The 22,129-nt window shown below is 65.9% G+C and carries 21 protein-coding genes; 12 read left to right on the top strand and 9 right to left on the bottom strand.

Annotated elements, in window-relative coordinates; translation table 11 throughout:
* From VFC51_16940 to VFC51_16920, 5 genes are all read left to right on the top strand, one after another.
* The coding region (locus VFC51_16940; protein ID HZT08712.1) for an amidohydrolase family protein at positions 1-884 on the top strand (884 nt) is incomplete at its 5' end.
* 24 nt (positions 885-908) lie between these two features.
* The gene (locus VFC51_16935) at positions 909-2,036 is read left to right on the top strand and encodes an amidohydrolase family protein (protein ID HZT08711.1); all 1,128 of its coding nucleotides are present in this window, start codon (positions 909-911) and stop codon (positions 2,034-2,036) included.
* A 91-nt stretch (positions 2,037-2,127) separates the two neighbouring features.
* The gene (locus VFC51_16930) at positions 2,128-2,649 is read left to right on the top strand and encodes a hypothetical protein (protein ID HZT08710.1); all 522 of its coding nucleotides are present in this window, start codon (positions 2,128-2,130) and stop codon (positions 2,647-2,649) included.
* A 132-nt stretch (positions 2,650-2,781) separates the two neighbouring features.
* Complete coding sequence (locus VFC51_16925; protein HZT08709.1) at positions 2,782-4,107, top strand: Rieske 2Fe-2S domain-containing protein; 1,326 nt, start codon at positions 2,782-2,784, stop codon at positions 4,105-4,107.
* 40 nt (positions 4,108-4,147) lie between these two features.
* Positions 4,148-4,684 (top strand): 3-phenylpropionate/cinnamic acid dioxygenase subunit beta, encoded by a 537-nt coding sequence (locus VFC51_16920; protein ID HZT08708.1) that lies wholly within the window; start codon positions 4,148-4,150, stop codon positions 4,682-4,684.
* A 6-nt stretch (positions 4,685-4,690) separates the two neighbouring features.
* On the opposite strand, the gene VFC51_16915 is transcribed toward VFC51_16920, so the two are convergent.
* Complete coding sequence (locus VFC51_16915) at positions 4,691-6,466, bottom strand: peptide ABC transporter substrate-binding protein (protein ID HZT08707.1); 1,776 nt, start codon at positions 6,464-6,466, stop codon at positions 4,691-4,693.
* 103 nt (positions 6,467-6,569) lie between these two features.
* On the opposite strand from VFC51_16915, the gene msrB reads away from it, so the two are divergent.
* Positions 6,570-6,980 (top strand): peptide-methionine (R)-S-oxide reductase MsrB, encoded by a 411-nt coding sequence (msrB, locus tag VFC51_16910; GenBank protein HZT08706.1) that lies wholly within the window; start codon positions 6,570-6,572, stop codon positions 6,978-6,980.
* Positions 6,981-6,989: 9 nt separating this feature from the next.
* Here the strand turns inward: msrB and VFC51_16905 are convergent, their stop codons facing one another.
* The gene (locus tag VFC51_16905) at positions 6,990-8,201 is read right to left on the bottom strand and encodes an aromatic ring-hydroxylating dioxygenase subunit alpha (protein HZT08705.1); all 1,212 of its coding nucleotides are present in this window, start codon (positions 8,199-8,201) and stop codon (positions 6,990-6,992) included.
* A 675-nt stretch (positions 8,202-8,876) separates the two neighbouring features.
* On the opposite strand from VFC51_16905, the gene VFC51_16900 reads away from it, so the two are divergent.
* Positions 8,877-9,413 carry a cupin domain-containing protein gene (locus VFC51_16900; protein ID HZT08704.1) on the top strand — a complete coding sequence of 179 codons (537 nt, stop codon included), beginning with the start codon at positions 8,877-8,879 and terminating at the stop codon, positions 9,411-9,413.
* A gap of 78 nt (positions 9,414-9,491) precedes the next feature.
* Here VFC51_16900 and VFC51_16895 read toward each other — a convergent pair whose 3' ends face one another.
* Positions 9,492-10,805 (bottom strand): aromatic ring-hydroxylating dioxygenase subunit alpha, encoded by a 1,314-nt coding sequence (locus VFC51_16895; GenBank protein HZT08703.1) that lies wholly within the window; start codon positions 10,803-10,805, stop codon positions 9,492-9,494.
* A 225-nt stretch (positions 10,806-11,030) separates the two neighbouring features.
* On the opposite strand from VFC51_16895, the gene VFC51_16890 reads away from it, so the two are divergent.
* Positions 11,031-11,477: a hypothetical protein gene (locus tag VFC51_16890; protein ID HZT08702.1), complete on the top strand. Its 447-nt coding sequence runs from the start codon at positions 11,031-11,033 to the stop codon at positions 11,475-11,477.
* A gap of 35 nt (positions 11,478-11,512) precedes the next feature.
* Here the strand turns inward: VFC51_16890 and arsM are convergent, their stop codons facing one another.
* The 4 genes from arsM to VFC51_16870 all read right to left on the bottom strand — a co-directional run bounded on the left by arsM (position 11,513) and on the right by VFC51_16870 (position 15,137).
* The gene (gene arsM / locus VFC51_16885; protein HZT08701.1) at positions 11,513-12,367 is read right to left on the bottom strand and encodes an arsenite methyltransferase; all 855 of its coding nucleotides are present in this window, start codon (positions 12,365-12,367) and stop codon (positions 11,513-11,515) included.
* A gap of 71 nt (positions 12,368-12,438) precedes the next feature.
* Positions 12,439-12,801: a metalloregulator ArsR/SmtB family transcription factor gene (locus VFC51_16880; protein ID HZT08700.1), complete on the bottom strand. Its 363-nt coding sequence runs from the start codon at positions 12,799-12,801 to the stop codon at positions 12,439-12,441.
* Between the two features lie 74 nt (positions 12,802-12,875).
* Positions 12,876-13,946, bottom strand: coding sequence for an LLM class flavin-dependent oxidoreductase (locus tag VFC51_16875; protein HZT08699.1), 1,071 nt, complete (start codon positions 13,944-13,946; stop codon positions 12,876-12,878).
* 42 nt (positions 13,947-13,988) lie between these two features.
* Entirely contained in the window at positions 13,989-15,137 is a 1,149-nt protein-coding gene (locus tag VFC51_16870) for a cupin domain-containing protein (GenBank protein ID HZT08698.1), read from the bottom strand.
* Between the two features lie 308 nt (positions 15,138-15,445).
* Here VFC51_16870 and VFC51_16865 point away from each other — a divergent pair, with 308 nt between their 5' ends.
* The 3 genes from VFC51_16865 to VFC51_16855 all read left to right on the top strand — a co-directional run bounded on the left by VFC51_16865 (position 15,446) and on the right by VFC51_16855 (position 18,736).
* Positions 15,446-16,162, top strand: a complete 717-nt coding sequence (locus VFC51_16865; GenBank protein HZT08697.1) for a hypothetical protein — start codon at positions 15,446-15,448, stop codon at positions 16,160-16,162.
* A gap of 131 nt (positions 16,163-16,293) precedes the next feature.
* On the top strand, positions 16,294-17,550 hold the full coding sequence (locus VFC51_16860) for a Rieske 2Fe-2S domain-containing protein (GenBank protein ID HZT08696.1): 1,257 nt from the start codon (positions 16,294-16,296) through the stop codon (positions 17,548-17,550).
* 103 nt (positions 17,551-17,653) lie between these two features.
* Positions 17,654-18,736, top strand: a complete 1,083-nt coding sequence (locus VFC51_16855; protein HZT08695.1) for a hypothetical protein — start codon at positions 17,654-17,656, stop codon at positions 18,734-18,736.
* Here the strand turns inward: VFC51_16855 and VFC51_16850 are convergent.
* A complete protein-coding gene (locus VFC51_16850) occupies positions 18,704-19,834 on the bottom strand; it encodes a mandelate racemase/muconate lactonizing enzyme family protein (protein ID HZT08694.1) in 1,131 nt (376 codons plus the stop codon). The two genes, VFC51_16855 and VFC51_16850, sit on opposite strands and share 33 nt — an antisense overlap.
* Positions 19,835-20,041: 207 nt before the next feature.
* Between VFC51_16850 and VFC51_16845 the strand changes: the two genes are divergently transcribed.
* Positions 20,042-20,515 (top strand): DUF1003 domain-containing protein, encoded by a 474-nt coding sequence (locus tag VFC51_16845; protein ID HZT08693.1) that lies wholly within the window; start codon positions 20,042-20,044, stop codon positions 20,513-20,515.
* Positions 20,516-20,543: 28 nt separating this feature from the next.
* On the opposite strand, the gene VFC51_16840 is transcribed toward VFC51_16845, so the two are convergent.
* A complete protein-coding gene (locus tag VFC51_16840; protein HZT08692.1) occupies positions 20,544-22,055 on the bottom strand; it encodes a GMC family oxidoreductase in 1,512 nt (503 codons plus the stop codon).
* Positions 22,056-22,129 lie beyond the last annotated feature (74 nt).

Below are 22,129 nucleotides of genomic sequence, written 5' to 3'. Positions count from 1 at the left end.
AGCGGCTGAAAGCCCTCGACATCGACGGCGTGGACGGGGAAGTGCTCTTCCCCAACAACCCGGCCCCCAATTTCCTCGGCCCGAGGGACCCCGAATTCGAGCGCGACGCGGTTCGGGCCTTCAACGACGCCGTCGGGGAGTGGCGGCAGGCGAGCGATCGCTACGTGCCGCTAGCGATGATCCCCTACCTGAGCGAACCGGTGGAGATCGTGGCCGAGATCGAGCGGGCCGTCGAAATGGGACATCGGGGCGTCAACCTCCTCGGCCAGAACCCGGACTTTCTACCACGGCTGACCGATCCTCACTGGTACCCCGTGTGGGACGTCTGCCAGTCCCTCGGCGTCCCCATTCACATCCATGGCTCCGCTGGCCTGAAGCCATCCGCGTCGCTCCCCCGCTGGAAGGGCTACTCCCAGCGCGCGCTCCACTCATCCTCGACGACGCCCTCGTCAGTGACACCGGGTCAGGTGGTGCCGAACCTCATCTTCGCGGGCGTGCTTGAGCGCTTCCCACGGCTGAAGGTCGTCTTCGCGGAAGCCGGAATCGGCGGGCTCAACTACGTCATCGCCGTATGCGACCACGAATGGGAGACCCGCCACCTGTGGACCGAGGGGCTGGCCACGCGTCCGAGCGAGCTGGTGCGGCGACAGATCTTCGTCAACTTCTGGTTCGAGTCGGGCGGCATCAAGCTTCGCCACAACATCGGGATCGACAACATCATGTGGGAATCAGACTTTCCCCACGTTGCTTCCTACTACCCGCGCTCCTGGGAGCACGTGGAGCGGGTGCTGGAGGGCATCCCCGCGGAGGACCGGCGAAAGCTCCTCTACGAGAACGCCATCCGCGTCTACAACATCGAGGCAAAGGTCCCGGCCAGCGTGTAGGCGCGCCAAGGGAGAAGTGAATCGGTGCAGTTGAAATACGGGCTCGTGAGCGTGGACGACCACGTCCTGGAGACACCAACGGTGTGGTCAGATCGGCTCTCGAAAGCGAAATGGGGTGAACGAATCCCCCACCTGGAGGAGGCCGAGGACGGATCCCAGCGCTGGGTGGTGGACGGCGCGGTCGTGATGGATGGGGCCGTGGCGCAAGCAGGCGCCTTGATACCGGACCGAGCCCGCGAGCCCCGCCGCTGGGAGCACGTTCCGTCCGCGGCCTACGATCCCTCGGACAGGTTGAAGGCGATGGATTCCGACGGCGTCGACTACTCTGTGCTGTACCCGACCGTCGCCGGCTGCGCAGGCGAGACGTTCGGTCGGATCACCGACCCGGATCTGGAGCTAGCGTGCGTCCAGGCGTACAACGATTGGCTCATCGACGAGTGGGCGGCCGCCAGCGACCGCTTCGTGCCCCAGTGTGTCGTGCCGCTGTGGCCAGCCGAGGCCGCGGTCAAGGAGATCCATCGGGCCGTCGCGCGCGGGCATCGAGGGGTCATCTATCCGGGCGTGCCGATGCATCTCCGGGACGTGCCCCACATCAACGGCCCTGAATACGACCCCATCTGGTCGGCCTGCGAGGAGCTGGACGTCCCCCTCTGCCTCCATGCCGGAGCGTCGAAACGGCTTCAATACATGTCCCGAGACGGGCTCTCTCCGGCCCTCGCGGATGCCCTCGATGCGGCCACTCGACCGGTGTCCAGCGTGTACATGATCACGCACTTCTCATTCTCCCGGACGCTGATTCGCCATCCGCGCCTTCGGGTCGTTCTCGGTGAGAGCGCCCTGAGCTGGGGCATGCTGTACATGGAGTGGGCGGACCACCAGTTCGAGCACGACGGCCTGCCGCGCGAGGGATACGAGATGAAGCCGTCCGAGATGTTCAAGCGACAGTGCTTCTTCACGTCGTGGTTCGACGAGGTGGCCCCGTACGCGGCCCACTACGGATACGATCGCATCCTCTGGGCGACGAACTTCCCGCTCCCCACCTCGACGTGGCCCCGGACGCGCGAGACGCTGAGCCGCTGCATGGACGGGGCAGGCCCGCGCGAGCGCGATCAGGTGCTCTGGGGCAACGCCGCCGCGCTCTACAAGCTCTAGCGGATTTTCGCCGACAGGACCATCCGGCTATAGCGGTCACTCGACGAGGCGATGCATCCTACCGCCAATCTCTGTTGGCGGAGGACCAGCCATGACGCAGCGCCCCACGCGCGAGACGATGCTCGGTCGGCTCGGCACATTTCTCGACTCCCAGAACGCTAGCCACTTCGAGATCATCGACGAAGACCTCTTCTGCACGGTCGTCTGGGAGCAGCCTGGCAGCTCGCGTCAACAATGCTGCTTCCGCGACGTCGAGATCGAGCAGATTTGGCAAGTTCCGGGGCGCCAGGAGGCGAGCGGTCGCTGGGCTCCGCTCCTCGCAGCGCTCGGTCGCGGACTCGACAACATCGACATCGACGTCGCGCGAATCGCCGTCGAGATGGACGGCTTCCTGGTGACCGGCTCCAGCAGCGGAAGGTACCTCACCCTTCGATTCGGCTATCCCGAGCTTGGCGGAATGAACCTGTCACCCTTCGTCCATCGTACGCCCCCGACCTATCGCACCCCGATGCCAGCGACGACCCCTCGCGATACGCCGCGGCCGGTTGCCCTGGCGGTGGCATTGAACGACAATCGAACGTCGCCCCTCCGTCGCCGCCTCCAGCTCTTGTAGCAACAGGCGCCTGCATCGGATCCCGGCCCGCCCGCCCTGAGCACGTCGAAGGGCTGCCCGCAGTTCGCGCGTTCTCCAGCGCCCCGTGATAAGATGCGCGTACTGAACGCCGCCGGGGAGATGTGGACAAAGATGGTGCTACAGACGGAATCGATGCGTGGCCTCGTCGACAAAGAACGGGGCCTCGTCAGCCGGGATATCTTCCTCAGCGAAGAGATCTATCAGCAAGAGCTGGAGCAAATCTTCGCTCGCTCCTGGCTCTTCGTCGGTCATGAGAGCCAGATTCAGCAGCCGGGCGACTATTTCCTCTCCCGCATGGGTGAGGAGGCGGTCATCGTCACGCGCGATCAGAATCGGCGCGTCCACGTCTTCCTCAACTCGTGCCGACACCGCGGCAATCGCGTGTGTCGCTACGACTGGGGAAACACGAGCGCCTTCACGTGCACGTTCCACGGGTGGACCTACAACTTGGAGGGCAAGATCACCGCGCTGCCGTTTCACGACGGCGGATACGCGGCGATGCCCAAAGAGGAGTGGGGGCTGCACGAGGCTCGCTGCGCCGTGTTCGAGGGTTCGATCTGGGCCTGCTGGGACGATGACGCGCCGGACTTCATCGACTACTTGGGCGGCTGCGAGCTGTACCTGAGCGGGTTTCTCGCCTCAGTGGACGGCACGCCCGGCGGCGCCGAAGTGCTGGGCGGAGTTCAGAAGTGGCGGTTTCCATCCAACTGGAAGGTTCCCTGCCCCGATACCGATCGCACCCACGGATGGATCACCCACAAATCGGTCATGGAAGTGCGCATCGGACCGAGCGGCGAAGGGCGCCGGGACACGCGCGACCGCGGCAAGATGTATACGGTGAACTTCCCCCACGGACACACTATGAGCATGAGTCTGCCCAAGGAGGACGCGGAGCCGTACAAAGGCTCGTGGGCGCAGACGCCCATCGTTCGCGAGTACCTCGAGCACGCGTATCAGGAGCGCAAGAAGCGGCTGGGGCGATTGGCCAGCATCGAATCGTCACCGGCCATCTTCCCCAATATGGGCACCCAGTACGGCCAACCGTGGATCATCCGCATCATGCACCCACAGGGGCCCACGATGACCGAGATCTGGACGTATTTCTTCGTCGATCGCAACGCGCCCCAGGAAGTCAAGGAGACGATCAAAGACTATTACAGCCGCTACACCGGGCCAGCAGGCATGACCCAACAGGACGATATGGAGAACTGGCACTGGTCGACCGAAGCGAGCAAGGGGACGATCTCCAAGCGGCTGCCATACAACTACACCCTGTTCCTGGACGAGCAGCCACTGCACGGGCCGTCGACTTTCGACCTGCCCGGCAACTTCACGAACATCCTCAGCGACGAAAACCACCGCGTCTACTACCAGCGGTGGGCCGAAATGATGAGCGCGCGGAGCTGGGACGACCTTCGTCTCACGCCAGTGAAGTGACGGTATCGATTCCCCGAGACACGACGACTGAGGTGATGGTGTGACAGCGACGGCCCCTGCTACGGCGCGCGAGCTGCGCGATCTGCGAATCGAGATCGAAGATTTCCTGTACTACGAGGCCGATCTCCTCGACGAGCGACGATTCGAGGAGTGGCTCGACCTGCTGACGGACGACGTCCGGTACTTCATGCCCATTCGGCGAAACGTCCCCTATGGACAGCAAGACCGGGAGAACACCCAGCCGAGATCCGAGATGTCCTGGTTCGACGAGGGGAAGCCCACTCTAGCGCAGCGGGTGAAGCAGATCCAAACGGGCGCCCACTGGTGCGAGGAGCCCCTTTCGCGCGTGACCCACATGGTGACCAACGTGCGCATCGCTGAAGTCGGACCGACGGACGTCACGGTTCACAGCCGCTTCTTGGTGTACCGGAACCGGCTCGAGGACGAGGTCAGCTTCTTCGTCGGACGGCGAATCGACACTCTCAGGCGGGCTCAGGACGGCTGGAAGATCGCGCGCCGAGAGATCATCCTCGACCAGAACGTCCTGCTGGCCAAGAACCTCACGACGTTCTTCTGATCCGGACTACCGAATCTCCCAGTCTGGCATGTTCCACGCGGGATCGGTTTCCGGCGGCGCCGTCCCTCCCCCGCGCACGTCGGACGTGAAAGCCCAGACCTGCGGTCGAAAGTAAAGCGAGATCGACGCGACGTCCTCGGTGAAGATCCGCGCCATCTGGGTGAGCTGCTGTAACCGTTCGCGCACGTCCAGCGTCGACTGGAACTGCTTCGCCAGCTGGGTGTATTCGTCGTTGGACCACCCGCTCCGGTTCGATCCGCGCCAGTTGTTCTCCGGAAGCGGAACGTTATCCGCCGTATAGCTTGCGGCGGTCCGGTCGCCGCCCGGCGTGCTCAGCAGGTACATGCCGGAGTAACCGGCGCGGACCTCGAGGTTCTGCGTCTGCGCGACGGGCACCACCGCCTGGGTGATGTCGAATCCCGTGTTCCGCCATGCGTCGGCTATCGCGGCAAGCTCCTGCTCATTGTCCGGTCCCGAGCTCGTCTTCATCTCAACGGTAAATCGGCCGCCCGCGGGGCTGGTGAAGAAGCCGTCCGGACCCTTCACGTACCCGGCCGCGTTCATGAGCTGCTCGGACTGGCGCGGATCAAAGGGATACTTCACCGACCCGTTCTTGGCGGCGTCTCCGAATTGCCCGAGGGGCGGAACGACGTAGTCCGCCATTAGCGCGACCCCCTCATAGATGGCGTCGTTGATGCCCTGACGGTCCACGGCTTGAATCAAGGCCTTGCGCACCTGCAGGTCGAGCAGCGCCTGGGGACGGACAAATGTCGGACGGTGCTGAATGTCGATCCCGCGCCAGGTGCCGAACGTCCACACGACGGTCCCGCCCTGCCGGGGCTCCCACTCGCGGCGTAGCGTGAGGGCATCACCGAATTGGATGACGTTGTCCGCCAGGATGTCGACGTCTCCCCCCAGCGCGTTGGCCAGCGCCGTGTTGCGATCGCCGATGAACGTGATGCGAACCTTTGAGACCTTGGGCGGGCCGCCCGAGTGGCCCGCGAACGCCGACGCCTCGATATAGGCGCCGGGCTCCCAGTTGATCATCTTGTAGGGGCCGAGGCCCACGTAATCGCGGGTCCAGTAGCTGAGGGCGAAGAAGGCATCGGTGGCGTCGCTCTCGAACTCGCGCTGGAGCAGGTGCCGCGGCAGCGCCGGAAACTGCTGGTCTCTGCCGGACAGATGGCCCGCATCCGGGTACGGTGTGCTCCAATGGATCACGAACGTCCGGTCGTCGGGAGCGGTGACGTCCGCGATCGCGGCGTAGGGGGGCCCGTGGGACTGCGCCATATTGGGCGCGGTGTACACCTTCCACCCAAACACGAAGTCCTCAGCCGTGAGGTGGGTCCCATCGTGCCACGTCAGGTTCGGGCGAAGGTGGTAGGTCGTGTCCATGCGGCCGTCGGGGAAGACCTGCCACGAATCCGTATTGAGCTGCGGGAGCGCATCGACCAAATATGGATGTGGCTGCGCGTTGTCGTCGACGATGGAGATGTCCGCATTGAAGGTGCGCGTGGCGACGTATTGTGAGGCGAAGGTCTCTTGAAACGGTCGCAGCGCCACGGTGGGCGGCTCGCGCTGGATGCCGATTCGGAGGACGCGGCTCGACGGACTGCCGGTGGACGCCGCGGACGGGCCCGCGTTTCGCGGCGCGCCGCTGGGTTGGGGGGAGGCGCACGCGAACACGCACAGCGCCGCGGCCACCACGAAGCTCGATCGGGCCAGGGACCGACCTCCGCGTTGTGCCGCCATCGCGCGCCGCGCGCGCACAAATCCGAACATGACCTGCCTCCTGCTCGCCAACCACAGCGGTTGACCGCTCGGTCTCGGCCAGTGTACACAGTTCCCATGGAGCGCTCAACGCACGAGCGCGGAGGAGCCGACGATGGAAAAGATACGCAAATCGGATTCCGAGTGGCGCGCCCAGCTCACGCCAGAGCAGTACCAGATCACCCGGGGGAAAGGAACGGAGCCCGCGTTCTGTGGGATCTATTACGACAACCACGCGCCGGGCACGTACTCCTGCGTGTGTTGCGGGCTCCCGCTGTTCAGCTCGGACGCGAAATTCGAATCGGGCACCGGGTGGCCCAGCTTCTTTCAACCCGTGGACGAGTCCCACATCGAAATGCACGAGGACCTCAGCTACGGGATGCGGCGAACAGAGATCGAGTGCGCGCGATGCGACGCGCATCTCGGGCACGTCTTCGAGGACGGGCCGCCGCCAACCGGGCTGCGCTACTGCCTCAACTCGGCATCGCTCACCTTTGAGCCATCGGCCAAAGAGCGCTCGGCCTAACGTGGACGGTCAGCGCGCGACGGCCGCCTTCTTTTTGCGACCGTTCAACGCCTCCGGGAGCAGCTCCACCAGGCCCTCGTAGTCCCGGGCGCGCATCTCGTCCATTGCCTCCGCCAGGTGCGTGTCGATCATCGGGTGGTCCGGATCGCGGATGACTCCGAGCGGGTCCTGTCCCTCACGCACGCGCTCGATCTCCCGCCGCAAGATCTCGCGCCACATCATGATCCCACGATCGGACGTGGCCAGTCGTTCGTGCTCGCGATCGGCGATCGGCCCTTGCGTTTCCCAGGCCATGTGGTCCTGCCCGAGGGTGAGGTCCATTCGGAAGTGGGTGAAGGGGTGCAGGGCGCCAGCCGGGGTCTTGAACGATTCGATGGATCGAACCATCGGGACGGCGTCCTCGGCGCCATCCTCGCCCACCAGCTCACGCGGAACGTGGCGCACAAAGAAGATCTGCGTATGCGTGTCGTCCATGGGGACGCGGATCTGCGCCACGTTCCCGACACGCAGGATGTTCGGGAAAATTACCGGGTGTTCGTCCACGCGCCCGTCCCGATACGTGCGCTTCTTGATGACGCCGTAGGGCACCTCGTAGAACTCGAAGGCCTGCACGCTGTCGGTCATGCCGCGGGTCGTGTTGGCCGCGCGCCGTCCATTGGAGTCCTGGTGGAGGATTTGCAGGTGGGCCGGGTCCATGGAGTTCTCCATGGCTTGGAGCCAGTTGCAGTCGAGCCGCGGGTAGAGATCGATCTTGTGGACCGCGTCGTCGCGCGACCACACGTCGTATTTCGGGAGCACCGGCGCGGGGTGCGGGCCCATGTAGGTCCACAGGAGACCGGCCAACTCCTGGACGGGGTAGGCGCGCATCTTGACGGTGAGGTGGAACTTACTGTCCGCCGGCTCCGCTGGGGTCTCCAGGCAGTTCCCTTGAATGTCGTAGAGCCATCCGTGGTACGCACAGGCGATACCGCGCTCCTCCACGCGCCCGTAGAGCATCGACGCACCCCGATGGGCGCAATGGTCCTGGATCAGCCCAATCTTTCCGCTCTTGTCGCGGAACAGGACGAGGTCCTCGCCCAGAATCCGCACAAAGCGAGTCGGCTGTTCGGGCGACAACTCCTGCGCCGCCGCGACCGGATGCCAGTAGCGCCGCAGCAGCTCACCGGCGGGCGTTCCCGGCCCGACGCGGGTTATCAGCTCGTTCTCTTCCTTCGTAAGCATCGTTTCTCCTCCAACCGACTCAGCGATGATGTGTCAGGAATTCGCGCCGGCACGGGATACGCGGTGGCATGCACCTTGGCCTTGAAATTGCTCTCCAGCGGCTCGTTCGGCGTGTCGACGCAGGCGCCCATAGCGTCGATCTTCCCGCCGTAGTACACGCAGCGAATGCCGTGCTCATCGTTGCGGCCGAAGAACAGCGAGGCACCGCGATGCGGGAGGCGTTGGCGACGACACCCACCCGGCCGGCCGCATCGCGGAACGCCACGAGCTGTTCGCCGGGCAGCTTCAGGCGGATGGGCGCGCAGTCCGGCCCGGGCAGCTCCGTCGAGCGGAGCGCTGGGATCCGGTACTGGCGCATGAGGTTGCCCATCGGCGCGCCGGGGCCCACACGCGTGATCAGCGCATTGTCCTCTTTGCTCAGCATGGCGCCGCCTCCGCGTGAGGTCACCGCTACGAGCCCGCTGCGCAATATGTACCGCGCCAGCGGTTGCGCGGTCCAGCCCTCGCGTGGCAGCGGGCATGCGGCGGTCACCGCGCCGGCGGGTGGATGAGCCAGGACGGCGCGACGACCGAGCGAGCTTGCCCTCATCGCACCGAATCGGTAAGGTTCCCCCGCGTCTTGGGGGAGACACGTCGGGCCTCGTGGCCTGGCTTAGGAAGATAGGGAGGGATGGCATGCCCGGGAAAGTGCGACGTATCGTGACGGGGGTCAACGCGGCCGGTCGGTCCTACATCGTGTCCGATAAGCTCCTCCCAACCGGGGACCTCGGGCCATCGGATCCGGTTCGCGCGGGCCTCTGGATCACCCACGGGTCGCCCGCCTCCAATACCGATCCCACCGATCCGGTTCCCGACGGGATCATCCTGCGCACCCCGCCGCCGGACCGAGGCGGAACGGTGATCCGCGTCGTCGACATCCTTCCATCCAAGACCCACCCATACGACCCGGAGGACTTGAAGCGGCGCGGCTGCCGCACGACGCCGGAGCGCTCCGCGAAGGACCCGGCGTTCCACGCCACCGACACCGTCGACTACGCGGTGTGTCTCGAGGGAGAGATCTGGGCCGTGCTGGACGACGATGAAACGCTGATGCGCCCGGGCGACGTGCTGGTCCAGCGCGGCACCTTCCACGCCTGGTCGAACCGCAGCGACCGGCCGGCGCGAATGTTGTTCGTCCTCATCGACGCGGAGCCGCTGACGAACCACCCGTAGCCAGGAGCCGGGGTCACCCGTTCACCCGAGCGCTGTTCCTTTCCGCGGGCTGACCGCCTGGCGGGAGAGGAGGCGCCGCTACGCGTTTCCATAGAAGGCGGCCTCCCCGGCTACCGCCTTCTCCATCTGGCGGCGCTTCATGCCCGCCAGCGCCTCGTCGCGCGAGCCGGGGCGGTACTCCTTCCAGTTGCGCGCCTCTTCTGAGTCGCGTGGGACGTACCGGTCGCCCGCGCGCACGCGCGTCGGCGAGAACTCGATGAGCGCGTTTTGCGCCGGGTCTCGGAACACGTTGATGGGGTCGCCGCCGGCCTCGACGATGGCGATCTGCTCCTCCAGCAGCTCGCGCCACATGGCGATGCCGCGGTCCGACGCGCCCAGGTGTTCCGCGCTTCGGTCGAAGATGGGCCCTTGCGTCACCCACGCCATGCTGTCGTGACTCGGGTACGTGCGCATGTGGAAGTCGCCGGACTCGTCCTTCAGCGAATCCACATAGACCAGCTCGGGCTCCTCCTCATACGGATCGGTCCAGCTTCCGTCCACCGACGGCGTGAAGCCCAGCCAAATGACCTGCGTGTGGGTGTCGTCGATCGGGACGCGGAAGTGCATATCGATCGGCATGGTCCCGTCATAGGGATTGTTTCCATCCCGCCCCTCCACGTGGTGGCGAAGGATGTTGGGAAACACCGCCGGGTGGCCCGGCTCCTCGTAGGAATCGAGCCCGTCGCCGCCGAAGATGCGCTTCTTGCGAATGCCGTGCGCGAAGCGCTCGAAGTCATACGCCGTGATCTTTCGGTAGTTGTTTCGTGGCCGGATGCCTTTCTTGAATAGGGTGTGGCCGTGGAGATAGTAGACGTGGGTTGGGTCAAGGGAGTTCTCCTCCGCCTGGAGCCAATTGCAGTCGATGACCGGCTGGACTTCGATCAGCCGGGTGCCGTCCTCGCGGGCGACGACGTCCCACCGGGGGAGCAGGGGCGCGGGCGCCGGTCCCAGATACGCGAAAAGGAGGCCGGCGATTCGCTGGACCGGGTACGCGGCCTGGCGCACCACGCGCTTCATCATCGACTCAGCCGGCTCGAACGGCTGCTCGAGGCACCTGCCGTCGCGACCCCAGAGCCACCCATGATACGGACAGCGCAGGCCCCCATCTTCGAGAAAACCGTAGTAGAGGGAGCAGCCGCGGTGCGCGCACCGCTCGGCCACGAGCCCATAGCTGCCGTCGGGCTCACGATAGAGCACGAGATCCTCGGCGAGCAGGCGTACCCGCTTCTTTGGCCGGTCCGGCGTCAGCTCGGCCGCGGGCGCCACGACGTGCCAGTAGCGGCGCAACAGCTCGCCCGCTGGGGTCCCCGGCCCGACTCTGGTCAGCCGCTCGTTCATCTCGCTCGTGAGCATCGATCCTCCCTGAACCCGCGCGCGTGCGCGAGGAGACGACCCCTCGGCCATGATAGTCGCGTCGTCACCGCGAGTGTAGCCCGCGGCCAAAAGAGGGTCAATTGACCGACCCACGGCCGACGCGACGGAGGCATCCGCCCGGAGCGACGATTGCGGCCAGGACGGTAACCCGTTATCCTGGTCGGGCGCCAGCGGGTGAAACGGACGCGATACGCTGCGCATGGGGTGAGAGGACAGATCGATGGAGTGTCCCATTACTTCAAGCGCTACCGCCAGGAGTACGACGAGCGGCTACAGGCTGTGCGGGAGTCCGGTGACTGGGAAGGATGGCTCGTCTTCTTCCTCCGCGGCGTCGCGAAGGCGAGCGTCCAGGCAGCCGAGACGGCGCGGCGCATCCTCCAGCTCCGCGAGGATCACCGTCGCCGCATCACCGAACAGCTCGGCCGCGCGGCGGGCAATGGGCATCGTGTGCTCGAGCATCTCTACGAGCACCCTATCTTGAGCGTGAACGACGTCATGCGGATCACCGGCACAACGTACGCCGCGGCCAATCAGATGGTTCAGCGCCTGACCGATCTCGGCGTCCTGCTCGAGTTCACCGGCCAGGCCCGCCACCGCCGCTTCCGGTATGACTCCTACATTCACCTGTTCGACGACGAGACAGGCGCGTGAGCTCCCTGATTTCGTAGAGCGCGTCCGACCGTCGGTCATCGTCGCTGAGGTGATGACTCCCCGCTCGGCTTTTGCGCGCGTACGAAGGCGCTGACGATTCTGCCGTCCTCCCCTGCCGACGCGGCCGCGCCGGCACTGCCGCAACAGCTAACATCCTGGATGCCGGCCAACTGCTCCGCGTCATACACCCGCGTCACGTCGAATTCGATCGCCTCGAAGCCAGCGGCGGAGAGCAGGCGGCCGTATTCGGCCTCTTCGAGGGCGCCCGCTACACATCCAACCCAGGATTCCACGTCTCGGCGCAGGTCGGCGGGCAGGCGGCCCTGGACCACTACGTCCGCGACGGCGAATCGACCGCCAGGCTTGAGCACGCGAAAAGCCTCGCGCAGCACCTGCGCCTTATCCGTCGAGAGATTGATGACGCAGTTGGAGATGACGACGTCAACCGTGTTGTCCGGGAGCGGGATTTCTTCGATCGTGCCCTTGACGAACGCGACGTTGGTTGCGCCCTGGTTGGCCTTGTTGCGCTCGGCCATCTCCAGCATCTCGTCGGTCATGTCGAGGCCGTACACGAATCCGGCGGGCCCCACCCGCTTGGCGGCGAGCAGAACGTCGATCCCGCCGCCACTTCCCAGATCCAGAACGATCTCACCCGGCTGGAGCGTGGCCAGGGCGGTCGGGTTGCCACAGCCGAGAGAGGCCCTGAGCGCACCCTCCGGCACGAGCTGGGCTTCCTCGGGCGAGTAAATCTGGCTCGAAATCGGGTCGCACGCGGAGCCGCTGCAGCAGCCTCCTTCGGCGGGATGCTCGGCGATCAACTGCAGGGCTCGCTGCGCGTACTTCTGGCGGACGCTCTCGCGCAATTCGGTAGGACGGGCTGTCGGCTCCACGGTTTTCCCCTTTCGAATATTGACGAATATGGAATCGATAATTGTCTATGGAAAGCGGCAAAAAATAACGCCTACCCGATGGCAACCCCCGAGCTCAGCCGGAGCGCGCCCAGGGCATCGCGCAGCGTGGCAATCCCTCGCGCGTCCGCGGCGTAGTAGGCCCAGACCCCGCGACGGGCGACCGTCACGAGCCGGGCCTCCCGCAAGATTTTCAGGTGATGGGAAACGGTGGGCTGCGTGACGTCGAAGCGGCTGGTGATGTCGCAAACGCAGATCGGCGCGGATTGTGCGGCGATCAGACGGAAGATCTCGAGCCGCGTCGAATCGCCGAGCGCGTGAAAGACCGCCGCGACCGACGCTCGCTCCGGCTCAGGGAGTGGCTCGTTCGACGTCGGCGGCACGCAGCAGTCCGGGGGCCGCGTCTTGCTTCGCATAGCGTGATCATAGCACTTTAGATAGATAATTGTCTATGCAATATCCATACATCCAACGCCGCTTCAGCATCCCGCTACCCCGTCGGGCCAACGCGCGTCGCCCGATCACGCGGCTCCATCGTGCGCTCGACGCCCTTGAAGGCGGGCATGACCTCCCGCGCGAACAAGCGCATTGCCCGCATGATGTCGGCATGCGGGATGCCGCCGAAGTTGAAGGTCGTGCTGAAGATGTCGAACTCATAGTGCGCCATCGCGTTTCGGATGCCCGCGATGCATTGGTCCGGGTTGCCGTAGACATTGCGCCCGGTGGCGAGCATCCCGGAGAAGTCGTACGTCGATGGATCGAAATCCGTCCGGCCCCGGCCGATCGCGGCGAGCTCGTCGTAGCGCAGGATCGCAGCCTGTGCGACCTCGCGGGCGCGCTCGGCATTCTCGTCGACCCACACGCGCAGGTGGACCTTGCAGTTGCGGTCTTTGGGCGTCAGCCCGGCTGCGCCCAACCCGTCCCGCCACGCATCGATGGCGCGCGGATAGTGCTCGGGCGGATACGGGTGGGCCGTGATCATGATGTTGAACCCGTGGCGACCGGCCCACCCCAACGATTCGGGGGAGTGGCCGGCGACCCAGATGCGCGGGCTCGGCTGCTGAACGGGGCGCGGATAAATACAGACGTCTTTGAAGTCCCAGAACCTCCCTGCATACGAGAACCGGTCCTGGGCCCACGCCCGCGCAATGATCTCGCCCTCCTCCTCGAATCGCGGGCGCGCCTCCTCGCGCGGCACCCCGTACACGAGGAAGTCGCTCGGCGTGTTGCCGAGCCCAATCCCGAACTCCAGCCGTCCCCGGGAGAGGACGTCGACCATGGCGTAGTCCTCGGCGATCTGGATCGGGTGGTGCAGCGGCAGGATCGATACGGCGGACCCCAGATGAATCCTCGACGTGCGCGCGGCCGCGGCGCCGAGAAAGACCGCGGGGTTGGGCTCTGGGCCGCCATACAGAGCGAAATGGTGCTCCGTGAACCAGAAACACTCCCAGCCCAGCTCTTCGGCGAGGCAGATCTGCTCCAGGATCTGCTGGTAGAAGATGTCAAAGGGCGGGTCCAGATCTGGAAAGTAGGTTGGAAGCAGATGCATGTGAAAGCGCACGGCTCCTCCCACGGGCTGTAGATTTCGGCGACGCCACCGGCCCTACGAGCCGCCGCCGTAGTCCCATTCGTAGTCCCGGTCGCGATAAGCCTCCTCGGGCATCTGGCTCGTGAGGCCGCGCTTGCTCAGCTCCTCCTCGAATTTTGCGCGGATCCACGGCTCCTCGTCGGGGTACTGAATCGTATCCCGCTGGGGGTCCTGCACGCGCTCGCCGGTCCCACTGAGGGCGCGCGGCGGGTGCAGCGCTAGGTACCGCGCAGGCGCCGGCCCGAGGTTGAAGTGCTGATGGAACCAGCGGTTCGGCGGCACGAACACGCTCGCCTCCTGCCACGGGATGACCACCTTCTCCTGTCCCTCCGGCCACATCACGGAGAAACCTTCCCCAGCCGGTATGACGATGACAAAACCCGGGCCGTGGCGATGCGCCTTCTTGTAGGTCCGCGACGGGAACACCGACATGTGCGCGGTCACCGGCGAGTCCGGGAACCGCACCCAGACAACGTGGCCGCCTGCGCCCCGTCCCTTGAACGGAACGACGTGGTCCCACGCGCGCATGTTGGGAAAGAAGTTCCCGAACCAGAATACGCCTCCGCGCGGCCCGGACCCGGCTTCCGTCTGTTCGATCGCTTTCGCCTCCGAAAAGAGCGTGGCGTCCGGCCCGTCCAACCCCGCCCTGCCCGCTCCCGACACGTTCACGAAATAGCTCGGGTCTGGTATAGCCTGCAGCGTGAGCGGGAGATAGTTGCAGTGGAGCAGACGCGCGGGCGCCGAACCATGCGCGTTGCCGAGCTGATAGCGATGGAAGCGCGGAATGCAGAACATGCTGTGCTTTTGCCATTCGAAGGTTCGCCTGGGGCCCGCGTCATCCGTCCAGACGGTCGTGAGTCCGCGCCCTTCGACCACGTACACGACCTCGTCGACCGCCATGGTCAGGGGCGGCAGCGTCGCCCCCGGCGGCACTTCCGTCACACGCGCCTCGCTCACACCCTCCTGACCGGCCAGCAAGAGAAAGGCAGCGTTGCACTCGCGTTCGTCCCAGGGGCCAAGCTCCACGGTTCGCAGATCTGGAACGTAGAAGCCCCGATGGATGGGAACGCCTATCGACTCCACCCACTGCTCGTAGGCGGAGGGCACGCTCCAACTCACGGTTGTCGCTTCGTCGTGCTGAGGCCGCACGGTCGCTTCGGTCATGGTCGCCATCTCCCCCCGGTCGCACGTTCGCGCGTCCGCGTCAGTCTAACCATCGCGATAGGCGCGGGCAACGGCGAATGGACTCACCTCGGCCGCGGGTGCGCCACGCGCCACGGGGCAGGGGCTGAGATGCGATTGTGACCCAGTCGCGCGGGCGATCCTGTGCGTGAAGGTGTGCAGACACAACGTCACCGGTGAGCGACTCATGTACTATTGATGGTCGGCGCAGAGCGCGCCGCGCCCGCCCCGACACACCACCAACACCGCACAGGCATTTCCGGCCCTTGACAATGGATCGCGGAGGGAGCATGTCCCGGATTCGTACCAGGATCTCCGCTCTCGCGAGCGCCGTCGCCTCGGCTCCGGGCGCGCCCGCCACCGACGCGCCGCTCGTCGGGGACCGAGCCGGCGAAAACGCCGCGCGGCGCCTCACGCTCGGGGGCGCCCCGCGCTTCGATCTGATCGTCGGCCCCGAGCACGCGCGCCGCGTCGTGCTCGCGGTGGGAGCCGCGACCTTCATCTGCGGGTTCTTCGTCGGCGCGCTGTTGAGCGCGGTCCTGATCGCGATCCACCATCCTCTGGTAAGCGAGCTCCGGTCGTCCCTCAACTATGAGTCGGCCATCTTCGGCGATGGGCTCGTGCTCCCCATCGTCAACATGGCGGCGGCGACCGCGATCCTGCGCCATCAGCGGCTGGTTACGCCCGGCGCCGTTCAAATCGCGTTCTTCATCGGCGCCGCCGTGACCGCCGCGTTCCACATCGACCAGGCGGTGCACGGCATCGTGAACTGGACGATGCCGGAGCCGTGGCACTGGAACGCTCTGGGCGCCTGGCATGCCGCCTACATGCTGGCGGTCGCCTCGTGGCTGTCCCTCTTTCTGGTCGTCGTCGTCCGCTCTGCCGTTCGACACCGGACCGTGACTCGAGAAACGGCGATCGTCCTATTGGGGGTCATCGTCTTCTTCGCCCTTCTCCGCCTCGACTACCTCTCCCTGGACATCGGGACCCTCTTCCCCGGCCGCTAGACGCCGCGCCGTTTTCCGCGCGCCACGCCGCCCCCACCCCGCCTGCGCGGCCGAGGGCGCCAGGAATTTGGCCGGTGGTATGATCGATTTCGGCCGATTGACCAGCCAGTGCTCTGTACGGAGGTAGCCGTATGCTGACCCAGGAAGAAAACGATCGCCTCACGCGAGTGGGCCCCGGGACACCGGGGGGCGAGTTCATGCGCCGGTACTGGCAGCCGGCCGCGCTGTCGGAAGAGCTACCGCCAGGCGGCGCCCCCGTTCCCGTTCGACTCCTCGGCGAGGACCTCGTCCTCTTTCGGGATGAGACGGGCCATCCGGGCTTGCTCGGCATCCACTGCTCCCATCGGGGTGCGGACCTGAGCTATGGGCGCCTCGAGGATGGCGGCCTTCGATGCATCTACCACGGGTGGCTATTCGACCGGTCCGGGCGCTGCCTGGAGCAGCCGGGCGAGCCCACCGGGAGCACCTTCCACGAGCGCATCCGTCACACGGCTTATCCATGTCACGAGCAGGCGGGCATCATCTTCACCTACATGGGCCCTGGCGAGCCGCCGCTCTTCCCCGCGTACGAGTTTCTGCTGGCGCCCCCCGACCACACCTACGCCACGAAGTACTACGAGGAATGCAACTATCTCCAGGGGAACGAAGGGAATTTCGACCCGCAGCATCTCTCGTTCTTGCACCGGTTCTTCAAGCCGCGGGACGATGCGGACTTTCGGAATGCGATCCACGCCGCCGACCCCGCGCCGCAGATCGAGCCTGTGGACACCGGTTTCGGCATGCACCTCTACGCCATCCGCAAAGCGGAGGGCAATCGGCGATTCGTCAAGGTGCGCAGCTTCATCATGCCGTCGGCCGGCTGTGTCGGCAGTCGTGGGGAGGCCGGCTATAACGTGAACTGGCACGTCCCGATTGACGACGAGCACCATTGGCGCTACGGGATCTGGTTCGACCGCACGGGCCCCGTCGATCCGTCGGAGCGATCCCGGGCGCGGGCCAGCGTGGCGGAAAACTACCGGCTAAAGCGCAACAAGGCGAACCGCTACCTCCAGGACCGCGAGGAGATGAAGACCTCCACGTTCCTCGGGATGGGCAAGGACTTTGTCGTGCACGACAGCTTCGTGACGGAGAGCGAGGGACCGATCTACGATCGGACCATCGAGCACCTCGGATACACAGACCGCGGGCTCATCCACATGCGCAAGATCATGCTCGACGCCATCCGCGACGTCGAAAACGGCCGCGAGCCGCGAGGCGTCGTTCGGGACGTGGCGCTGAACCAGTGGCCCGATCTCATCGCGCGAGACGACATCCTCCCCGCCGAGGTGGACTGGAAGGACCACTGGAAGGGGCGCAGCACGCAGCCCGTGGGAAGCGGCGCGCGCTAGCAGCCGCACGTTCGCCGGGTTTGGCCTATGATTGCCGCGACGACAGGGGCCGCGGCCCGCGCGCCACGCGCATGGGCTCGACACGGCCGGGGAGGAGCGCGACGTGACGGATACGATTCGCCTTTACGCGGGAACCCAGCACGGACTGCTCATCTGGCGCGGCCACGACGCCACGTGGGAGCACGTCGGCCACGAATTTCCGGACGCTGTGTTCGACACGATCGCGGGCTGCGCATCGCGGCCGGAGCGCGTCTACGCGGCCGTCGCCTGGGACGGGGTCTATCGGACGGACGACGCCGGCCGCCACTGGCGGCGGATCATCGAGGGCGAGTTTCGGGCGATCACCGTGGATCCGACTGACGACTCGGTCGTGTACGTCGGCGCCGAGCCGGTACACCTCTACCGAAGCGAAGATGGCGGCGACCACTGGGAGGAGCTGACCTCCCTCCTCGACGTTCCGGAAGACGTGCGCCAGAACTGGTGGACGCCGTATCCACCGGCCACCGGCCACATCCGCTACGTCTTTGTCCACCAGGACGATCCGCGCTTCCTGGGTGTGTGCCTCGAGCACGGCGGCGTCCTCCGCAGCTTCGACCGGGGCGCCACGTGGGAGGACGTGAGCGGCGGCATCGACTATCTCGACATGCACATGATGAAGACGCTTCCGCATAGCACGAGCCGGTACTTCACGTCATCGGCGCGCGGGTTCTTCACGAGCGAGGATCCGGCAGACGGATGGGTTCGCGCAGAAAATGGGCTGGACCGCAACTATTCGCACGACTTCCTGTTCCTCGACCCGACGCGCGCGGGTGAGCCGCCCACGATGCTGATCGCTACGGCGGACGGCTCGCCAGGGTTCTGGCGGCGTGAGGAGCGGGGCGCCCGCGCGGCGATATTCCGCAGCTTGGACGCCGCGGCCACCTGGCAACGCGTCACAGCCGGGTTGCCCGAGGAGATGGATCACATGGTCTGGGCGCTAGCGCGCCATCCGAGCGACCCGGACGCGGTGTTCGCCGGCGTCGGGGCGACAAATCGCGGGCAAACCATCGACACGAGCACGCCCGCGTCGGCCGCGCTCACGGACGCACCGGGCCAGATCCTCCTCAGCCGCGATCGGGGCGAGAGCTGGGACCCGCTCCCCCTCGAGTTGCCGTCAGACCGCGTGCTGTGGGCCGCCATCGACTGACGAGGGTCGGGCTTCGAAGGCGCGAACGCGTTCCCAATCGACCCAGCGAGCCAGCCCGGGCTCGGCCAGGAGTCGCGCGCGCCCGCCGGCGATGCGCACGCGCTCCGTCACATATTCCTCGCCGAAGGTGAGGAAGAAGCTCGTCTCGGCCGGGAGGTTCCGTTGCCGCCCGGGCAGGGCGCTCGCAAGCTGCAGGGCGACCATGGCCCCCAGGGACGACTCGCCCATGAAGCCCACGTGCGCGGCGCATCCATGCTCCTCGGCGAACTGGGCGAGACGCATGCCGTCGCTCGCGCCCGTCCCGTTGAGCTTCACGCTCACCGCTCGGGCGCCCCGCTCGATGAAGAGCGCCGCGTCCTGGATGGAGCGGCAGCCGTTGTCCACGAGAATGGGAATCGGGCTCTCCCGCTGGAGCCGCTCGAACGCGCGGTTCGGCAACAGGCGGCAGGGGTCCTCGGCGAGGGTCACCCCCAGCTCCGCCAAATCCTCGAGGTAGGCCGACGCTTCCACCTCGGGGTAGGCGCTATTCGCGTCGACGTACATCTCGATCGTCGGGCCGACGGCCGCGCGGATCGCGCGCAACGCGGCGCGATCCGTGTCGCGACCTTGGCCGCCCTTGACCTTCAGCGTTCCAAACCCGTGCCGCTGCACCATGGTCGCCGCCTCAGCCGCCATCAGCTCCGGGCGCTGGCGCGTCACGGTCCACGACACGGCCACGTCTGGGTCGCCGCCCCAGATCTGCCACATCGGGGCGCCACGGGCCTGGGAGCGCATGTCCCAGCAGGCGATGTCGATCATGGCCCGGGCCAGCCGATGCTCGCGAATCTTCCCTAAAGCCCGTGTCACGGTAGCCTCGTCGAGGAGGTCGACGTCCCGAATCAACGGGATGAACAACTCCTCGATCGCGACGGCCAGCGAGCGCAGGGTGACGCTGTGCCAGGCGGTCTTCGCGACCCCCTCCGCCAAACCGACCGTTCCGTCGTCAGCGGTCAGCCGCAGGAGGAGAAAATCAGCGCCGTGCTCGTCGGTCGAGCCCCACTGGATGTGCCGCGGGTAGGGGAGATGGATTGGGTACGTGCTCCACTCGGCCAGGCGCATCGGTTCCTCCCAGCCCGTGCGTACTCGCGACAGGCGTGCCGCGGTGATCCAGTGTACGCTTTTGTCCGCCTGTCCATGGGGGCGTAGAGGTCATGCTGGACGCAGCGAACCAGCGTCCCGGGGGGAGATCCTTCGGCCTCGCCCTCACGATGGCAACGTCCACGGGCCTTTGCCACAGGGGAGAAAACGGATTCGAAGGAGGAATCAATGGCAGTAGCCGCGGATGCCGCAAAGCACATGCGCTTCCATACCCCTCACGCGCATCTCGGGGCGACGTTCGGAGCGGGTGCGTTTGGCGCCTTCGCCGAGCGCGTGGCGCGCTTCTTCGGAACCCCGCAGTACCTCATCAGCCAGACGGTGATCGTGGTGGTGTGGATCGTCTTCAACGGGTTCGCGCTCCTTGTAAGCTTCGACCCGTACCCCTTTATCCTCCTCAACCTCGCATTCAGCCTGCAGGCCGCGTACGCCGCGCCACTCATTCTGCTGGCGCAGACGCGCCAGGCCGAGCGTGACAAGATCTGGTCCGACGCGGACGCAAAGCATCGAGAGGATTTGGCGCAGAACACGCTGACCCTTCTCCAACAGAACACGGATCTCACCGAGCAGGTTGCCAAGCTCTCGCAACAGGTGCGCGACCTCACCGAGCAGATCCACCGCCAGGTGGTCACGGGCGCCTCGTGACCCGTCCGTCGGCCGACGACCGCGCTCCTCAGCTCGCCGCGGCGACGAAGTCGGCGACGCGCTCGCCGATCATGATGCACGTCAAGTTCGTGTTGGCATGCGTCACCGTTGGCATGGTCGAGGCGTCCGCGACCCAGAGGTTGTCCATTCCATGGACCCGTAGCGTCTGATCGACAACCGCCATCGGATCGCTCGCCGGACCCATCATGCACGTGCCGACGCCGTGGTGGTAGCTGTTGTGCGTCGCCCGAGCGAAGTGGGCCCAGTTATCCTTCGGTCCCGGCTGGATCAGCGGACCATAATAGGCTCGCATTGATTCGTGATCGAGCAGCTCCTTCACGAACTGCATCGCCGCCGTCACCGCTTCGATGTCGTCGGGATGCTCGAGAAGCCGCGCATCCACCGCCGGCAGGTCGTGCGGATCGGCGCTTTGGAGGGAAACGCGCCCACGGTTTCGCTGTTCGAGCAAGTGGAGCGAGACCGGCATCATCCGCTTCAACCCGGAGACCTCGGTTGGAGGGCGCATATGAATGTGAAAGTCGGGACAGGTCCGCGCGGGGTCGCTCTTGATCATGAGCCGGAAGCGCGGAGCAAGCGAGTCTTCCACGAGATCCGACGGACCCTCAAACGTCATGTAGACGACGGCATGGTCCTGATAGTTCTCGCCGACGCCGTCCAGGGGATGAACGACGCCGATGCCGAGCCGCTCGAGCTCCGCGGCGGGTCCGATGCCGGAGAGCATGAGGATCTGGGGACTATGGTAGACGCCGGCCGAAAGCACGACGCGGTCCGCCAGCGCGGTGTAGGAGTGGCCATCCTTTTCGAAGCGCACGCCGTTCACCCGATGTCCATCGACCGCGAGAGAGAGGGCGGGCGCCTCGGCGATGATGGTCAAGTTCGGACGCCCGCGCGCGAGATTGAGGTAGGCGACGTTCGTGGACTGCCGCACGCCGTCCTTGATCGTAAAGGGCGACGTGCAGATCCCATACGGCTCGGGGACGTTGGAGTCCGGACAGAGGGGGAGTCCCATCGCCTTGGCGCGATCGAGAAGCGCGCCGAATCGACCGGACACCATCTGGTCGAGGGGCATCGATCGCTTGATATAGAGGGGCCCGGACGAACCGTGGATGGCGCTATCCGGAAAGTCCTGGTCGGACTCCATCCGTTTCAACACCGGCAGCACGCGATCGTAGCTCCAGTCCGGGTTGCCGCGCGCGGCCCATCCATCTAGGTCGTATTTCGTCGGCCGCGGCGCTGCCATCACGTTGACGGACGAGCCGCCTCCCATGATGCGGCCGGCGAGCGAATAGAAGGTGCTTCCGTCCACGTGGCGCACCGTCGGGTACATCACGACGTAGGGTGACTCGAGCAGCAGCCGCGTCTGCTGAGTCGCGTCCGAGACCATCTCCGGAATCGGGTCCGGATCCGGTCCGGCCTCGAGGAGCAGCACACGCCGATGCGGGTCCTCAGACAACCGGCTCGCGGCCGCGCAGCCCGCGGAGCCGCCCCCGACGACGATGACATCGTATCGATCTTCCATCCTCTCCCCCCCATGGCTCATACTTCGACGAGTCGCCAGTATCGGTAAAGGGTACTATGGGCGAAGCACACGAA

It is taken from the genome of Chloroflexota bacterium, assembly GCA_035652535.1.
Taxonomy (GTDB): domain Bacteria; phylum Chloroflexota; class UBA6077; order UBA6077; family SHYK01; genus DASRDP01.
This window is presented reverse-complemented; position numbering and strand designations above follow the sequence as displayed.

Excerpts from the sequence above, each read along its gene's own strand:
- VFC51_16930 (HZT08710.1), top strand. The coding sequence starts at position 2,128 with ATGACGCAGCGCCCCACGCGCGAGACGATGCTCGGTCGGCTCGGCACA.
- VFC51_16925 (HZT08709.1), top strand. The coding sequence starts at position 2,782 with ATGGTGCTACAGACGGAATCGATGCGTGGCCTCGTCGACAAAGAACGG.
- VFC51_16915 (HZT08707.1), bottom strand. The coding sequence starts at position 6,466 with ATGTTCGGATTTGTGCGCGCGCGGCGCGCGATGGCGGCACAACGCGGA.
- msrB (HZT08706.1), top strand. The coding sequence starts at position 6,570 with ATGGAAAAGATACGCAAATCGGATTCCGAGTGGCGCGCCCAGCTCACG.
- VFC51_16905 (HZT08705.1), bottom strand. The coding sequence starts at position 8,201 with ATGCTTACGAAGGAAGAGAACGAGCTGATAACCCGCGTCGGGCCGGGA.
- VFC51_16900 (HZT08704.1), top strand. The coding sequence starts at position 8,877 with ATGCCCGGGAAAGTGCGACGTATCGTGACGGGGGTCAACGCGGCCGGT.
- VFC51_16895 (HZT08703.1), bottom strand. The coding sequence starts at position 10,805 with ATGCTCACGAGCGAGATGAACGAGCGGCTGACCAGAGTCGGGCCGGGG.
- VFC51_16880 (HZT08700.1), bottom strand. The coding sequence starts at position 12,801 with ATGCGAAGCAAGACGCGGCCCCCGGACTGCTGCGTGCCGCCGACGTCG.
- VFC51_16870 (HZT08698.1), bottom strand. The coding sequence starts at position 15,137 with ATGACCGAAGCGACCGTGCGGCCTCAGCACGACGAAGCGACAACCGTG.
- VFC51_16865 (HZT08697.1), top strand. The coding sequence starts at position 15,446 with ATGTCCCGGATTCGTACCAGGATCTCCGCTCTCGCGAGCGCCGTCGCC.
- VFC51_16860 (HZT08696.1), top strand. The coding sequence starts at position 16,294 with ATGCTGACCCAGGAAGAAAACGATCGCCTCACGCGAGTGGGCCCCGGG.
- VFC51_16850 (HZT08694.1), bottom strand. The coding sequence starts at position 19,834 with ATGCGCCTGGCCGAGTGGAGCACGTACCCAATCCATCTCCCCTACCCG.
- VFC51_16845 (HZT08693.1), top strand. The coding sequence starts at position 20,042 with ATGGCAGTAGCCGCGGATGCCGCAAAGCACATGCGCTTCCATACCCCT.
- VFC51_16840 (HZT08692.1), bottom strand. The coding sequence starts at position 22,055 with ATGGAAGATCGATACGATGTCATCGTCGTCGGGGGCGGCTCCGCGGGC.